This window comes from Yimella lutea (assembly GCF_006715095.1).
Taxonomy (GTDB): domain Bacteria; phylum Actinomycetota; class Actinomycetes; order Actinomycetales; family Dermatophilaceae; genus Yimella; species Yimella lutea.
The window spans coordinates 2,090,368-2,106,079 of the sequence record NZ_VFMO01000001.1; the positions used below are offsets into that span (position 1 = coordinate 2,090,368).

Annotated in this window: 13 protein-coding genes and 1 pseudogene; 8 read left to right on the forward strand and 6 right to left on the reverse strand. The window is 63.6% G+C overall.

What is annotated here, in order from left to right; all coding sequences use genetic code 11:
• Nucleotides 1-568 precede the first annotated feature (568 nt).
• Together FB459_RS10105 and FB459_RS10110 are read left to right on the forward strand one after the other, a co-directional pair.
• Nucleotides 569-1,546 (forward strand): AAA family ATPase, encoded by a 978-nt coding sequence (locus tag FB459_RS10105; RefSeq protein ID WP_141928401.1) that lies wholly within the window; start codon nucleotides 569-571, stop codon nucleotides 1,544-1,546.
• Nucleotides 1,546-4,062 carry a S8 family peptidase gene (locus tag FB459_RS10110; protein ID WP_141928402.1) on the forward strand — a complete coding sequence of 839 codons (2,517 nt, stop codon included), beginning with the start codon at nucleotides 1,546-1,548 and terminating at the stop codon, nucleotides 4,060-4,062. The genes FB459_RS10105 and FB459_RS10110 overlap by 1 nt, the downstream gene beginning before the upstream one ends.
• Nucleotides 4,063-4,193: 131 nt before the next feature.
• Here the strand turns inward: FB459_RS10110 and FB459_RS10115 are convergent, their stop codons facing one another.
• Both FB459_RS10115 and mobF read right to left on the reverse strand, forming a co-directional pair.
• Nucleotides 4,194-4,550 (reverse strand): sulfate permease, encoded by a 357-nt coding sequence (locus tag FB459_RS10115; protein ID WP_141928403.1) that lies wholly within the window; start codon nucleotides 4,548-4,550, stop codon nucleotides 4,194-4,196.
• 151 nt (nucleotides 4,551-4,701) lie between these two features.
• The gene (mobF, locus tag FB459_RS10120) at nucleotides 4,702-8,238 is read right to left on the reverse strand and encodes a MobF family relaxase (protein ID WP_141929506.1); all 3,537 of its coding nucleotides are present in this window, start codon (nucleotides 8,236-8,238) and stop codon (nucleotides 4,702-4,704) included.
• A 292-nt stretch (nucleotides 8,239-8,530) separates the two neighbouring features.
• Between mobF and FB459_RS17825 the strand changes: the two are divergent.
• Nucleotides 8,531-8,863 (forward strand): annotated as a pseudogene (locus FB459_RS17825) (DNA cytosine methyltransferase); the annotation flags it as partial.
• A 94-nt stretch (nucleotides 8,864-8,957) separates the two neighbouring features.
• Nucleotides 8,958-9,398, forward strand: coding sequence for a hypothetical protein (locus FB459_RS17830; protein ID WP_246092583.1), 441 nt, complete (start codon nucleotides 8,958-8,960; stop codon nucleotides 9,396-9,398).
• Nucleotides 9,399-9,898: 500 nt separating this feature from the next.
• Here FB459_RS17830 and FB459_RS10130 read toward each other — a convergent pair whose 3' ends face one another.
• The gene (locus FB459_RS10130) at nucleotides 9,899-11,137 is read right to left on the reverse strand and encodes an IS256 family transposase (protein ID WP_425472379.1); all 1,239 of its coding nucleotides are present in this window, start codon (nucleotides 11,135-11,137) and stop codon (nucleotides 9,899-9,901) included.
• Nucleotides 11,138-11,256: 119 nt separating this feature from the next.
• Here FB459_RS10130 and FB459_RS18130 point away from each other — a divergent pair, with 119 nt between their 5' ends.
• Nucleotides 11,257-11,817, forward strand: a complete 561-nt coding sequence (locus tag FB459_RS18130; protein WP_342771327.1) for a DUF6611 family protein — start codon at nucleotides 11,257-11,259, stop codon at nucleotides 11,815-11,817.
• A 63-nt stretch (nucleotides 11,818-11,880) separates the two neighbouring features.
• On the opposite strand, the gene FB459_RS10135 is transcribed toward FB459_RS18130, so the two are convergent.
• The 3 genes from FB459_RS10135 to FB459_RS10145 are packed head-to-tail and all read right to left on the reverse strand — an operon-like array spanning nucleotide 11,881 to nucleotide 13,567.
• Nucleotides 11,881-12,447 carry a hypothetical protein gene (locus FB459_RS10135; protein ID WP_141928405.1) on the reverse strand — a complete coding sequence of 189 codons (567 nt, stop codon included), beginning with the start codon at nucleotides 12,445-12,447 and terminating at the stop codon, nucleotides 11,881-11,883.
• Nucleotides 12,444-12,998: a hypothetical protein gene (locus FB459_RS10140; RefSeq protein WP_141928406.1), complete on the reverse strand. Its 555-nt coding sequence runs from the start codon at nucleotides 12,996-12,998 to the stop codon at nucleotides 12,444-12,446. Before FB459_RS10140 ends, FB459_RS10135 begins: the two co-directional genes overlap by 4 nt.
• Nucleotides 12,995-13,567 carry a hypothetical protein gene (locus FB459_RS10145; protein WP_211345175.1) on the reverse strand — a complete coding sequence of 191 codons (573 nt, stop codon included), beginning with the start codon at nucleotides 13,565-13,567 and terminating at the stop codon, nucleotides 12,995-12,997. Before FB459_RS10145 ends, FB459_RS10140 begins: the two co-directional genes overlap by 4 nt.
• Before the next feature lie 218 nt (nucleotides 13,568-13,785).
• On the opposite strand from FB459_RS10145, the gene FB459_RS17320 reads away from it, so the two are divergent.
• From FB459_RS17320 to kdpA, 3 genes are read left to right on the forward strand one after another with little or no spacing between them, the layout of a single operon-like run.
• Entirely contained in the window at nucleotides 13,786-13,953 is a 168-nt protein-coding gene (locus tag FB459_RS17320) for a hypothetical protein (RefSeq protein ID WP_157811306.1), read from the forward strand.
• Nucleotides 13,950-14,039 (forward strand): potassium-transporting ATPase subunit F, encoded by a 90-nt coding sequence (locus tag FB459_RS18240; RefSeq protein WP_035731468.1) that lies wholly within the window; start codon nucleotides 13,950-13,952, stop codon nucleotides 14,037-14,039. Before FB459_RS17320 ends, FB459_RS18240 begins: the two co-directional genes overlap by 4 nt.
• Entirely contained in the window at nucleotides 14,039-15,712 is a 1,674-nt protein-coding gene (kdpA, locus tag FB459_RS10155) for a potassium-transporting ATPase subunit KdpA (protein WP_141928407.1), read from the forward strand. The genes FB459_RS18240 and kdpA overlap by 1 nt, the downstream gene beginning before the upstream one ends.

A 15,712-nucleotide genomic window follows, 5' to 3' on the forward strand; every position in this document is an offset into this window, starting at 1 on the left:
GAGGCTGGGATACCCGTTCGCTCGATAGCTGCGAAGTACGGAGTTCACCGTGGCACGATCCCGAAGTTCGTGCTCAGGTCTGGTGGCGCTCTGCGGACTCCTGGCCTCAGCGACGCTGGCCGTGTCCGCGCAGCGACTCTCTATGCGGATGGGCTCACCCTGAAGGAGGTCGCCGAGAGGCTTGGTGTTGACGACAAGACGGTTCGCAATGCCGTGGTTCGCGAAGGTGGCAGGCTGCGTCCGCAAGGTCGCCGACGGCTCACGCGAACATGAATTAGGACGGCGGATGTGGCGTGAGGGGCGAGTGAAGCAAATCAAGCCATGCCGGGAGGGAGGCGAGGGTAAAACTGAGCGCGAGGATTGCCAGGATGGGGAATCCAGTTGGCCGGCTCTGAGCGGTCTGCGGCGAACAATGCGCGACCGAGTCAGAAGACCAGTGCGCTCGCAACAACGACCGCCAGAGTCGACAGGACACTCTCCGACGGCGCGGCGCACGGACGGTCACCTATGGCCACTCGGTAGGATAGATCAGGGATGTCGACTGAACAAACACAGAGGAGAGTGAAGCATGGCACGCGGAGACCTGCTTTTGGCTCTCGTTCAATCTGGCGCCGGAGGTGACGACCTCGCGTTCCGGCGCGCAGCCGAGGCTCTCATCGCCGAGGAAGAAAACAAGAAGCACAATGTGCTTGCCTCGCAGCTGACGGACGCGTTGCACACTCGGCGATCCACCCCGGCGGCCAACGTCACATCACTCGCGCGGAATGACGCAGTTCGCGGGTTGTTCTACGAGCAGGAACCCGAACGGCGACTGTCGGAGTTGGTTCTTCCCGTCGAGGCCCGTCAATCAGTCAGTCAACTCATTGAAGAGCATCACCGCCGTGATCTTCTGCGCAGTCACGGTGTCGAGCCTCGTCATCGCCTCCTGTTCGTCGGGCCGCCCGGCGGCGGTAAGACTTCACTGGCCGAGGCGGTCGCGACTGAGCTGGCCGTTCCATTGCTGAGTGTTCGCTATGAAGGTCTGATCGGCAGTTTCCTCGGTGAGACCGCATCCCGCATGGAGGCATTGTTCGATGCGGTGAGGGTCAGGCCGTGCGTGCTCTTCTTCGATGAGTTCGACGTTGTCGCGAAAGAACGTGGTGACACTCATGAGACCGGCGAGATCAAGCGGGTTGTGAGTTCATTGCTGCTGCAAGTGGACAGGCTTCCGAGTCACGTCATCGTCATTGCAGCCACTAATCATGCCGAGCTCCTGGATCGCGCGGTCTGGCGGCGCATGCAACTTCGGCTCGACCTGCCGAACCCCACACGAGCCGGAAAGATCGAGTGGCTGCAAGCATGGTCGGCTCGGAGCGGAGTGAACCTTGGGCTCTCTCCTCGGACGATTGCTGACCGTCTCGGCCGGGTCAGCTTCGCTGAGCTCGAAGAGTTCGCTTTGGACGTCCAAAGGCGCTCCATCCTCTCGGGGCCGGAGCCCGACTCGACGTTGGTCGTGCAGCAGTTACTCAAGCAGTGGTCGAGTCGCGCCCACGTTAGCGAGGCGTAATGCCTCCGGAGGACCGGGCCTCAACAGAGCGGCCCGTCATTCTGGGGCGAGTTACATCGCCGCGCACGATTCCAGGGCGGCGTGGCGGTGGTGAACGAGCTCGGTTCACCGATCCGGAGGAACGCTCGCGGCGGATCGATGCACGTTTTGATGAGGCGCTAGCCGCGATCGGCGATCAGGTTCAAATTTCGAATTCGATCCATGCTGCTGACCCTCAGCTAGTGCTCGTTTTCGAAGCGCTCGATGAGCAGATCGATTTGTCTACTGTGGCCAACAACCTTGGCATCGAAATTCTCATCGAGGCTGAGAGCGCGATCACGCCCACCGAGGAGTTCGAGCTTGTCAGCGAGGAACCACGGAACCCGTACATCGGTTCATGTTTGCATGCCGTATGTGCGAACCAGACCGCGTTTGAGAATCTGCTTTCGCTCTGGCGTACGTGGAGAACCACGGAAGGTCTTCCTAACGGATATTCGAAGCTCCGGGACCTCTTCGCCCACCTGAAAGACCTCCGACCGTGGGGGCCACAAGATCGGCTGCGGGCCATCGACTGGGACGAGTACTTCGCCGGGCACATTGATGATCGCCCGCAGAGTATCGAAATTGAGTTGTGGTATCGCCGGAGTGATCAGAAGCGGCGACAGAGTCAGCAGGAGGTGACCGCTCTGGTCGAACAGGCCGGTGGTCAAGTCACTGCATCGGCGATCATTGACCAGATCGGATATCACGGGCTCAAATGCACCGTGCCGAATAAGGTGCTGCGTGATCTGGCGTCCGGAGACCACGATGCGGTTCGTGTCGTCCGATCCGCGAATGTCATGTACCTGCGCGTGTCGGGGCAAGCCCTCCCTATCGTCGGACCGCCCACCGAAGTACAAGGACAGATCGATAACGCCCTGCCCACGGGCGATCCGGTTCTCTGCCTGCTTGATGGAGCCCCTGCGGCGAACCACCCGCTGTTGCGCGGACGCGTGGAGGTTTACGATCCCGACGACCTGCTCGAAAAGGCAACCGTGGATGAACTCCGACACGGCACGTGGATGTCGTCAGTGGCCGTCTGGGGCGACCGCGGCCTCGGCGAGGCTCCTGCGGTGCGACCGGTACTCGTCCGCCCAATCCTGACCCCTGCCGACGACACTGAGAACAGGATCGAAGAGCTTCCTGCCGAGGAACTTGTGCCGGACCTGATGTGGCGGGCATTCCGGGAACTGTTCGACGGCACAGACGCGCAGCCAGCAGCGGGTGAGACGATCGCGATCGTCAACATCTCGGTGGGTGACCCGGCCTCACCATTCGAAACCATCCTCTCGTCTTGGGCACGCATCATCGACTGGCTCAGCTATCAGTACGGCGTGCTCATCATCGTCTCGGCGGGAAATCACCAGAGTCTCGTTCTCAGCCCAGCATCCTCTACCGAGATCGCTGGACTCCAAGGCGACGAGCGACGACGGGCGACCCTAAATGCGATCGCCCGCCAGCAGAACAAACGACGGCTTCTTGCTCCCGCTGAATCAGTGAACGCCATCAGCGTCGGCGCAATTCATGGCGACGCATCGACAGTCGATCCGCAGGGATATGCCGTTGATCCCACTGATGGACTTCCGGCCATCAGCCCCATATCTCCGACTGGCAGTGGATACCGTCGAAGTGTTAAACCAGACCTCGCAGCTAACGGCGGTCGCGTGTTCTTTAGAGACGGCATCTCCGCGCAGGAAACGATCTCTTTCGCTGGTATCTCGGCGCTCGGACCCGGCATCCGGGTGGCGACCCCGAGCCAGTTTCAAGAGACACACATCTCTGGCACGAGCCCGGCAGCGGCACTCGTCGCCAGAAGAGCAGCGCGGCTCCACGATGTGGTCTCCGACATCACCGCCGGGGTATCCATCAGCACAAGACAACGAGCCTCTGCGATCAAAGCACTTTTGGCGCACGGAGCAGCAGCCCCAGATCATTCGGAGCATGACCCGATCCCTGGTGAGAATGCCTTCGGGAACGGCGCCGCGATACGCGACTACTCGGAGGGCTGCACCTCGAATGAGGCTGTTGTGCTCTTCATCGGATCGATCGGCGCGAACGAGGAGCAAGAACTGCTCTTCCCGCTGCCCGATGGCCTCAACGTACGCGAGACCAAGCGTATCGAAGCGACCCTCGCTTGGCTCACTCCGGTCAACTGGCGGCATCGGCAGTACCGGAAAGCTGCGTTGTCTTTCGTCAAGCCGGAGGGCGCCATTCCACGGCTTGGAACACCAACCGGACTCAGCTCAGACGCCACTACGCGTGGAGCAACAACCCTGCAACGTCAGTCGTGGGAGTTGCAGAGCACATTCGCATCCGGGCAAGGATCGAACATGAAGGTACGGGTCAAGTGCTACGAGCAAGCCGGCGGACTACTCGGCGAGAGGATTGACTTCGCCGTCGCGCTCTCCCTCTGGGTCGCACCTGCACTCAACGTCGACGTGTACAGCCAGGTGCGAGCTCAGGTCCGTTCCAGAGTCACGATCCAGCCCCAAGGGTAAGCATGATGCGCATGCCACTTTGCATGCACTTTCATCAGTTATTGCGCATCGCCGTCGTTCATCGCGGTGTCGGAATCTCTGCGCAACTCCCTGATCATGGGAACGAGGCTGTACTTCACCTCAACGGTCGCTCAAACAATCTGCTTGGCCAGATCGGTCGCAGCTCGCCGTTGCGCATGGAAGGTAACGGCCTCACGCACGCGGACTCGAGCGAGCAGGATCAGGCTGACGGGTCCCATGATGATGAACTTCATCGTATTCCACAGGCAGAGGAGGACGAGGAGGTTGAGCCATCCTGGGCCACCGTCGGTGATGAGGGTGGTGAAGGTGCTGGCTGCCAGGAGGTAGGGCACGGCGAGGAGCATCGCGGGTACGCCCCACTTGAGTCCTCGCCTCGTGCGGATTGCGTCAAGGAGGATGTTGGTGGGCATATAGCGGCGCAGGAATGCGCGGGTGTGGACGCTGAGGGTCCAGAGTTGACGGATCATGACGGGTTTCCTCTCACATGTACGACAGCGTGTCGGAGGCGGTGCGTGTGTGAGTGGCCTTTCGGCCTGCCCCGAAGAGCGTCATATCAAGGAGAAATCCGCCTCACGTTCAAGGTTACGCCGCACCAGAGACATTCGGAAGGGCAACCGGTTACAGACCCCGACTCGCTCCCTCACGCCGCGGAGTCCGTGACTGCTCGTCATGTCCCTGGGTGCTGGCGAGGTCACGGAGCCTTGTCAATGCGGTTTTCGCCCGTGCGACGTCGAGCTTCTGCGCGTCGCCCTCGGGCGCCGGGCCGAGGGGTGTGCGCGTGGTGATGCCGTAACGGTCCCGGTATGCGGCGACCGTCCGGGCTTGCCGTCGCCACACGGCGGCGGTCTTCGCGCCGTCGGGTTCCTCGCCCAGTACGAGTGCCCATTCCTGGCGTTCGTTGATGGCTTGGTCAAGGACGGCGTTTACGCGGTGTTCGATGAGCTCACGTAGTTCAGTGAGTGCCTTCCGCATTTCGGTGCTCATTGGTCCTGCGGCCTCAGGAATCAAGCCTGCGATCAAGCGCGGCGCTTTGCGGGTGCGGCCGGACCCTGCGGGATTGACGGTCGCACGGGCGAGACGATGGTGGAGCACGGAAGCGATGTCGTCCGCGTCGCTGAACCCGCGCGCTGCGACGAGGCGCGGCATAAGGGCGTCGATGTTGTGGCGGTTCGCTTCTGCGCGCCGGAGTTCAGCGGAAAGGGCACCGAACGCGTCAGATTGGATTGTGTCTTCTGCCTCGTCTCGGGTGAGGCCGGATTGACGGATAAGGGTGACGAAGCGGTCGTGTTGGGCGGCTTGCGCGATCGTCTCGTACTCCGCCGCGAGCTGCGCGATCGAACCCCAGGCTTCTTGTTCAGCGGTGATCGTCTCGTGCGCGGAGAGTTCGGCCCCGACGTGTTGCAGTACCCCGTAGAGCACGCTCCGCGCGGTCGCATCCGGATCATCCGCAGGATGCCGAGTGGAGTGACTGTCGTCTGGTCGGTCGGTAGCGACGTAGACAAGGTTCTTCTGGCGGCCGCGGGTCATTGCAACGTAGAAGTTCTCGCGCGTCGTAGATGGGTCGGCGAGCACGTGTGAGGTGTCGGTCGTGATGCCCTGAGCACGGTGGGCGGTGACGGCGTAGCCGAGGTCAACGTGCTCGGAGACGTAGCTAGTCGGGAGGATTACGGTGCCGCGGCTGCCAGCGCGGCGGGCAGTGATTGATCCGTCGTTTCGGATGCCGGTCACGGTCCAGCGGTCACCGTTGCGTACCCACCCGCGCGGGGTGTGCAGGCGTCGGTCGTTCTTGCGGGTGATGATCGTGTCACCGACCCCGGCATGAGCATCACCGTGGAGGGCGACTTCACGCCGGGCATCCACGGTGCCATCGAGGATGAGATCGGCGCGGGCACGCTGGTTCAGCGCATGGACGGATTCGTTCGAGTCCGCAATCAACACCGTTGAAGCGCCCGCGAGTGTGTCGGTGCGCCAGGCAGTGTAGGCGGCGTCGATCATCGCCTCGGTGTCGCCGCCGGTGATGCGGTCATGTTCGGCGTAGGCGTCGATTGCTTCGCTGTGTCCGTGGCGGAGGTCGAGGGATGCGGTCTTCTCCCATGCGTTGATGAAGCGATGCACGTCGACCAGTTCGGGTGCGTCGTCGCGGTCGTGGACGAGGAGGGAGAATGCGCCGCCGGCGGTGACGGATTGCAGCTGCGCCCAGTCGCCCACGAGCAGCACTTTCGCACCCGCCTCGACGGCTTGCTCGGTGATGCGATCCAGGGAGAGCGTGCCAGCGAGGGAGGCTTCATCCACGATCACCAACTGCCTTTCGCGGAAGGATGCTCCCGTGTTCTGGTGGTCTTGCCACCACTTCGCGGTGTTCTCCGTCGTGATCCCAATATCATCGGCGAGGACTTGCGCTGCGACCGCAGACGGCGCCAACCCTACGACACTGCCGCGCCCATATTCCTGCTCCCAAGCGGTACGTAGCGCGCGCATGGCGGTGGTTTTGCCTGCCCCTGCGGGGCCGACCAACACATCAACGGATCGGCCTGAGATCGCCACACTGGCCAGCGCCCCAGCTTGGTCGTCAGCGAGGAGACGGCCGTCACGGTCCGGGCGGCGGGTGATCTTCTCGATCACCTCCACGGGAACCGTCGGAGCAGTCAGGGTACGTGCGCGCTGAAGGAGCCGGTCTTCGGCCGCCAGAATGTCCGGTGAGGAGTACACCGTAGAAGCGGTCGGCCGGAACCTGCTGCTGTCATCAGGGCGGCGGAAGATGGCCGGGCTGGATGCGAGCTCGGGCGGAGTGAGACGGATCGAGACGCGTTCTGCGGCATCGACGACCATCCCCACCACCGCCTCACGATCCTGCGTGGAGGCAAACCGGTAGGGCATGGTCTGGCGTGCGGCCTCGGCGGTGAGGTTCCATCTGCGCCAGGTCGACCGTTTCTCACCCACAGTCCCCACGACACTGCGGGCCAGTGAGTCGATCACGTCCAAGGGCATATCGTCAGCGCGCAACAGCAGCGGTGCGTCATTCGCGGTGATGGTCCGAGCCCAGCCGGTGGCGTCTTCACCGAGAAGGTGCGACGCACGCTCCCGCCAATCGCCGGTGAGATCCGCGAGGGAACGAACCTGCTTCTCCGGTCTGGTCGCCAACGTTGCCTGAGCACGCAGCTTGATGACCGTTGCAAGCGACGGTTGCCGACCGTGCCGGGCAACGCACTCATCGATGAGGCGGTTCTTCTCCTGATCAATCTGCCTGGACCTGGAGGAGAACTCAGCGACCAGTTTCTCCGGCACCGTCGTGACCGCCCAGGCCGGGTTGCGGTCACGACCCATATCTCGTGCTTCCCACTCGACCCCGAACGCGCGGGTGAGATGATCCGCGAACACGGCCTCATGCAGTTCGGAGAGCGCGACGGTGGCGGCGTGGAGGGGTCGGCCGTCGAGTGAGCGCCATTTGCCATCGTGCACGGTCTGCACCTTGTTCGAGATCACCACATGCGTATGCAGATGCGGGTCACACGCGCGGGAGTCGTAGTGATCGAATGCGGTTGCGATCACGCCGGACACATCGGCTTGCGCAACAGCCCCATTGCGTCCTGCTGCACCGATCCGGGTTGCAGCGACCTCGCGTTCGATGAACACAACCAACTCCGCAACCGCCGCGTGATGCGCGTCCGCAATCAGCGATTGCGTGCCCGCATCCGCAACCGCCCACAGCACCGATGCGGACTTCGGAATCGAGAACGTGAAATCGAACCCCGCAACCGCCTTCCGTGCGCCCCGTGCGCTCTCCTCAGCCTCGATCGCAGCGACGGCCTCTGCACGCGCGGTCACGGGGAGGCCCGCGTCGAGACGGGCGGTGCGGTGCTCGATGCGCTCGGCCACGGTCGGGTAGTTCCGGTACTGCCTGCCGAGCGCCTGGCCGGTCACGGGGTCACGGCCCTGGCCGATCAGACGTTGAAGATGCTCCTCGGAGACCTCATCTCCGACAGTGATGCTTCCGCTGCCGAGTTCGGTGACGGCTGACCCCATCCAGCGCCCTGGTGGTGTGCCTTCCTCGGTGTAGTACCTCGTCAGCGGGGTGGAGAGCATCCGGCCGCCGTCACCGGTGGCGACGGTGCGCAGGAGGTACTTGTAGCCGTCGCCGGCGGACATCACCCGCATCGAAACCGTCACCAGTCACCGCCTCTCCTCACCCCGAAGGTGAGCCCTGTCATCCGCTGTCGCGTTGACTTCTGAGGTCGCTTTCGGACGGTGGCGCTCCTTGCTTGCAAGACGCGTGACAACCCGTTCGAGCGAACCGCGGAGGTCGGCAGCGCTGCGCGTCCACAGCGGCCGGTGCGGAGTGGGAGGCGTCGGCTTAGCGGCGGCGGGTGGGGGGGCTCGTGCACCTGGCTGGTGACCAACTGGGAGTGGCAGCACGACTCCGGGGATCACCGTTCTAGGAGGTTCACCCGTGGCCGACCAGACTTTCACCGACCGTGTCGCGCCGCTGCGTGTCGGGTCGCTGTTCTCCGGCTACGGCGGACTCGATCTCGCCGTCGAGGAAGTCTTCGACGCTCGAACGGTCTGGTTCTCCGAGATCAACGAACCCGTCGCGCGCGTCTTCTCGCACCACTGGCCCGATGCCCCGAACCTCGGCGACATCACCACCATCGACTGGGACGCCGTGCCACCGGTGGACATCCTCTGTGGCGGGTTCCCCTGTCAGGACGTGTCCACCGTCGGGAAGATGGCCGGCCTGAAACCCGGCACCCGCTCCGGGCTTTGGGCGCACATGGCTGCTGCGATCGACGTGCTGCAACCCGAGTGGGTCGTGATCGAGAACGTCCGCGGGCTACTGTCTGCACCCGCAATCCGCACGAACCTCGAAGGAGACGACAATGAGCAACGCAACCCCGAACATGCATCCACCACCGATGCAACCCCTCGCGATATGGAACCCGACCCGTGGCATCTGGGAGAAACCGGAACTCGACCTCTTCGGGCAGCAGGAGCAGTTCTCGGAGACCTGGCCGACCTCCGGTATGACGCGCAATGGATTGGTCTACCCGCATCCCTCATTGGTGCACCTCATCCAAGATTCCGTGTCTTCATCCTCGCCCGCCGCGCTCTTCCGCACCCCACTCGCTTCCGATGCCTCCCGTGGAGGGGAGAGCTTGGAACAGGTCAAGGCACGCCGGGGCACGATCGCGCTGAGTCATCAGATCATCGACCTCGCCCTCCACGGACCGAACGGGTACCCGCAACCAGAGGAGCCGGACACCCTGTGGACGCTAATCGGGCAGCTCTTCAACGATGGGGACGATACGCCGAAGCGGTGATCCGATGGGAGCAGATTGTGGGCCGTCCAGCGCCAGCCTCCGCACTCGTTAGCGATGCTTCTGGACCGCGTCCGGCACCGGCGTTCGTGGAATGGCTTATGGGTCTCCCGACGGGCTGGGTCACCGATGAAAGGCACGGCCTTACATTGAACCAGCAGCTCGCAGCGCTGGGGAATGGAGTGCTTCCACGGCAGGCGACGACCGCTCTCCACACATGTCTTCTTGCGCACCATAATCGACCTTAGGTAATGCCAAACTGCCGGCTCGGTTCGATCACCTCGGCAGATTGGCGCTCATCGATACCGCACTCGCACTCAACACAGTCGGGGAAGTCGGTCCTTCGACCACCGCCTATTGACGTCGATTGCTCTGCACTGAAGAGTCAGCACCGCATGAGGTCATGAGGATCCTGTCAGGAAAGACCTCGGATCAGCGGCTTTGTCGCATGGATCTCGTTATGCGGGTGTGTCAGATTAACGGTGGATCTGGCCTGGCGCATTTCAGTTGATTCGGCCTTCGAAGGTGATCGCGAAGGCGTTGAGTGCGGGCTTCCACCTCGTCACCCAGCGTGCCCGACCCCTGCCAGTGGGGTCAAGCGACCGAGTCACGAGGTAGAGGCACTTCAATGCGGCGGCGTCGTTCGGGAAGTGCCCACGCGCCCTGACCGCGCGGCGGTAGCGGGCGTTGAGGGACTCGATCGCGTTGGTGCTGCAGATGATGCGGCGGATCTCGACGTCGTAGTCCAGGAACGGGATGAACTCCGTCCAGGCGTTCTCCCAGAGCTTGCGGATCGCGGGATACATCGTGCACCACTTCTCGGCGAACTCCTCGAACCTCGCCTTCGCGGCGGCTTCGGTCGGCGCGGTGTAGACAGGGCGCAGGTCACGGGCGATCTGGTCCCAGTACTTGCGCGACGCGAAGCGGAACGTGTTGCGGATCAGGTGGATAATGCACGTCTGCACGACCGCGAGCTCCCACGTCGTGGTGATCGACTCCGGCAAGCCCTTCAGCCCGTCGCAGACCACGATGCACACGTCCTCGACACCGCGGTTCTTGATCTCGGTGAGCACGCCCAGCCAGAACTTCGCGCCCTCGCCGCCATCGCCGGCCCAGACCCCGAGGATGTCGCGCTCCCCGGCCGTGGTGACGCCGACGGCGACGTAGAACGGCTTGTTGCGCACCTGCCCGTCCCGGACCTTCACCACGATCGCGTCGATGAACACCACCGGGTAGACCCGGTCCAGTGGACGGTTCTGCCACTCGGTCATCTCCTCGATCACCTTGTCGGTGATCTTCGAGATCGTGTCCTTGCTGACACTCGCCCCGTAGACGTCGTCGAAGTGCGCCGCGACCTCACCAGTCGTCAGCCCGCGCGCGGTCAGCGACAGGACAATCTCGTCGATCCCGTCCAACCGCCGCTGCCGCTTGCGCACGATCTTCGGCTGGAACGACCCGTCCCGATCTCTCGGCACGTCGATCTCGACGGCACCGACCTCGGTGAGCACGGTCTTGGACCGGGTCCCGTTGCGCGCGTTCTCGCCGTTCGATGACGCGTGCTTCTCATAGCCGAGATGCTCGGTCATCTCCGCCTCGAGCGCGGTCTCGAGCACGGTCTTCGTCAGCCCGCCCAGCAGGCCTCCCGGCCCCACGAGGCTGACGCCCTGCTCCTTCGCCTGCGCAAGCAGCTGCTCGGCGATCTGTTGCTGATCGATGATCTCTCCCGTCACAGGATCGATCATCTCGATGGTCTGGCTCATAGCCCTTCCTTTCGGTCAGGCCAGTCCCAGATCCACCGTTTTGCTGACAGTCCCCGTTATGCGTGCTCCCGGAGCTGCGCCGATCTCGCGATTATCGGATCATGCCCCTTGTTCGTTCTGGCGCCAGCGACTCGACGCTGGGTGGCGGATCCAAGCTGCCCCGTCCTGTGCGCTGGGGCCACGTTTCTCATTCTGTCTCGCGTCATGGGGTGGGAACCTCCCGCTTGGTCGTGTACTCGCCTGTGTCTTCTGACCGTGAACGGTTCCGGGCGTGGCTATCGGGCGCCTTCGCTCCGGTGGGGCTGGGCGCTGGGTTGGTGGGTTGGTTGCTGTGTGTGGCGGCGGGGTTGTTGCCCGAGGGGGCTGCGCTCGGGTTCGCGATCGTCGGTAGTGCGATCGGGGTGTTCTTGTGGTGGAGGGCCCGCCCCCTTCGCGGGCGGGTGGCCACAGTATGGTCGAGTCGTTCTGTTCTGCGGCCTAGCCGGGATGATGATGAACGTGAGGAGATGATCATGGAGTTGTCGTTGCTGATGCAGCAGGCAACGGATGATCTTCGTCATGGGCAGATTTCTCGATCGGTCTATGAGCGAGTGTGGATGGCGGTGTACGAGGAAACGTATGCCTTGGCTGATGGGGATCAGCCAAGCAAATCGCAGCAATGAGCTTTCGCCCCAGGGATAACCGCATCTGCATTGAGACGAAGCCGGTTCAGTTCGGGTGAGCGATCAGAGGAGCGCTTCTGCCGCTGCGGTGGCGAGTGGCCTGTCGGCGATCTCGTCCCATGTGGTTGCGTAGGACCCCTCGATCGGGGTGGTCTTGATTCTGCCGGTCACGCGTTCCGTGAGGGCTTCCGGGCTGGTGTGGACGGAGGTCACGATCCCGGTGATGCAGACATCTCGGCCGTGGCGCATTTCGATTTCGGCATGGTGCACGCCCACGGTCGCGGACAGGAGCCTAACCGCCGTATCAGGTGCGCCCTGACCGGAGTCGGGGTGGACGATGTAGATGATGTGGCGGACGAGGGGGTGCCTGCGCAGGTGGGTGTTGACGGTGTCGTGCGCGTTCCGCAGTCGGTACTTCACCGCCTTGCGGGAGTGGTCTGTGTCAGGAATGTGGATGCCGATGACGATCGCGCGGGCTCGATGACGCTCCAGCGCGTCCCGTGCCTCTGAGTCGTGCACGACGAGCTGCCCGAGGCAGTCGAGCGGGTCGCCACACAGCAGTACGGGCACCGGTGACGGAGCGCGCTTATCGAGGGAGGTGTGGCCGGTGGCGGGGCGGATGGAGTTCATTTCTTCAGGCACCTGCCCTGCCATTGCTCGTCATCGTCTTCTCCTGTAGCGGGGCGGGTGGGGTGGGACATGACCTGTCCCAACGCGATCGTCCCGGCCACGGTGAGGGCGAGGAGGTCGCCGGGGGCCGCAGTCTCGGGGAGCCAGGCGCGGATCGTGGTCTGCTGGCCTGGGGCGTGCACGAGGACCGTTTTGCGGTGTCGTGCGTTCGGGTGCTGCAGGAGCAGGGTGTCGAGGACTCGGCCGTCGAGGGCGCGGAGATCACAGTCGATGGTGACGTCCATCGGGTGCCGCCATCCGGCACGTGGCGTGCAGGACAAAACCGTAGCGACCACGACGGTGCGGTACTCCTCACCCGGCTGACGTGCTCCGCTGGGCGCGATCAGCACGCACGGGGTGCCGCGTTCAGCCGCGAGACTGGTGAGCGACTGCTGACCGACGGTGATGTCGCTGTCCGTGAACGTGGTACCTGCCGGCCAGGTCGGGGTGTCCTGGTACAGCTCGGCGAGCGCCATCGCCTTCGTCGAGATCAGGGTGTGCAGGACGCTCATGAGGCACTCGCGAGTTCAAGGATGCGCGGCATGGGGGTGGCGACAGTTTTCACCGGTAGTTGCGGGCGTACGTCGCGGAGCGCTACAGCGCCGGCGCAGGGAACGGCGAGCAGGTCGCCCTGGTGGAGATCCCCGGGGAGGGTGACGATCGGGTACGGCCAGGGAGCGGCACCGGATTCACCGGGGATGAGCTCGATGGTGGTGTTCTTCGCGATCGACGTGCGTCCGATGAGCCGGCACTGGTCCCAGCGAGGGGTGACACGGTCGAACGCGCAGTCGGTGAGCGCAACCTGCTTGTCCGCTTCGGTGTCGATGCGGAGGGTGATCCGGAAAACCAGCACGGTCACGTCGTTTCCGATGCCGTGGGCGCGCGCGTGCGCCGGCTTGGGGTGCGGGAGGTCTCCGGTGAGCAGCGCCGGGGTACCGGTGATCTCCACCAGCCTCGTCAAGGACACCCCGCCCACCACGACGTCCGAGATCGTGGGCACGGTGTGCTCCGGCCAATGTCGAGGTTCGAGGGGGTCGGGGATGCTGCGTCTGAGGGCGGGCAGGATCGCGGTGAGAGTCATGCCTCAAGTCCTACGCGGGCATCGACCGGTACGGAATGGTCCCTCACAGAACTCATGCGCCCACACCGGCAGCCCCTAACAAGACCGGCCGGATCGCCCGTGACCCGCCTCGGAGGCGTCGGGGGCGGGGCACCGGGGTGTCGTGTTAGGGGGATGTCAGAGTTGCGCGGATCCTCGTATGGGTTCCGTTAGGACGCCTGTTTCACAGGGTGCGGCGCGTGTTTGATCGGGAGTTGCGCCCGCGTTTTCGGGTCGTGCGGCTAGTGGTCCTGCTGTCGCTTGTTCTCCGAATGGAGCTTGTTGTGCTTGACATCGTCTACGTGCTCGGCGTGATCGCCTTGTTCGTCGTCGTCGGGCTGCTGGGGAAGGCGGTGGAGAAGCTGTGATCGTCTTTGAACTTCTCGCCGCAGGCCTCGGGGTCGCGGCGATCGTGTATCTCGTGTTCGCTCTCGTGAAACCGGAGCGCTTCTGATGACCTGGGTGTACGCGCTCCTCGCGCTCGCGACCGTCGCCATCATTCTTGGCGTCCTCTACCGTCCGCTCGGTGACTACATGGCGTGGGTGTACACGTCTCGCAAGGATTGGAAGGTCGAACGCGGGATCTACAAGGTCATCGGTGTCGACGCGAAGACCGAGCAGACCTGGCAGGCGTATCTGCGCGGCGTGCTCGCGTTCTCCGCGGTCGGTGTGCTGATCGTCTACACCCTGCAGCGCTTGCAGCAGTGGCTTCCGTACTCGTTGGGGCTCCCGGCCCCCTCGGAATCGCTCTCGTTCAACACTGCGGTGTCGTTCGTCACGAACACGAACTGGCAGTCGTATTCTCCTGAGCTCACGCTCGGATACACGGTGCAGTTCGCGGGCCTTGCGGTGCAGAACTTCGTGTCCGCCGCGGTGGGTATCGCGGTCGCGATCGCTCTGGTGCGCGGGTTCGCGTACCGCCGGTCGGGCACGATCGGGAACTTCTGGGTGGATCTGATCCGTGGCACGCTGCGCATCCTGCTGCCCATCGCGGTGCTCGGCGCGATCGTCCTCATGATCGGCGGGGTGATCCAGAACTTCAACGGATTCACCACCGTGACCACGCTCACCGGTGGCACACAGACGATCCCTGGTGGACCGACGGCGTCTCAGGAAGTCATCAAGCTCTTGGGCACCAACGGTGGTGGATTCTTCAACGCGAACTCCTCGCATCCGTTCGAGAACCCGACACCGTGGACCAGCATGTTCGAGATCCTGCTGATGCTCGCTATCCCGTTCTCTCTGCCCCGCACCTTCGGTCGCATGGTTGGTGACAACCGTCAGGGGGTTGCGATCGTCTCGGTCATGGCGGTGCTCTATATCGCTTCGTTCAGCATCCTCACCGTGCTGGAAAGCGCAGGCATGGGCACCGCCCCAGGTCTCGCCGGCGGCGCAATGGAGGGCAAGGAACAGCGGTTCGGGATCATCGGCTCGACCCTGTTCGCAACCACGAGCACCGGCACCTCCACTGGTGCGGTGAACTCGATGCACGACTCCTACACCGCGTTGGGTGGGATGATGCCGATGCTGAACATGATGCTCGGCGAGGTCACCCCCGGTGGTGTCGGTTCGGGCTTGTACGCGATCCTCATTCTCGCGGTGATCGCCGTGTTCATCTCAGGCCTACTTATCGGTCGTACACCGGAGTACCTGGGTAAGAAGATCGGCCCGCGCGAGATCAAGCTCGCAGCCCTCTACATCCTCGTCATGCCCACCCTCGTGCTCGCCGGCACTGCGTTGAGCTTCGCGCTCCCCGGCGTCCGGGAAGAGGTGGAGAGCACGTCGATCTGGAACCCCGGTATCCATGGCATGTCCGAGGTGCTGTATGCGTTCACGTCGGCTGCGAACAACAACGGTTCCGCGTTCGCCGGCCTGACGGCGAATACGCCGTGGCTGAACACCGCGCTAGGGGTGGCGATGCTGCTGGGCCGGTTCGTGCCGATCGTGTTCGTTCTCGCCCTGGCCGGCTCGCTCGCCGCGCAGGACAAGGTTCCCACCACTTCGGGCACCCTCCCCACCCACCGTCCGATGTTTATCGGACTCCTCACTGCGGTCACTGTCCTGGTGACGGCACTGACTTTCTTCCCCGTTCTCGCGCTAGGTCCCCTGGCTGAAGGGCTGATGTAA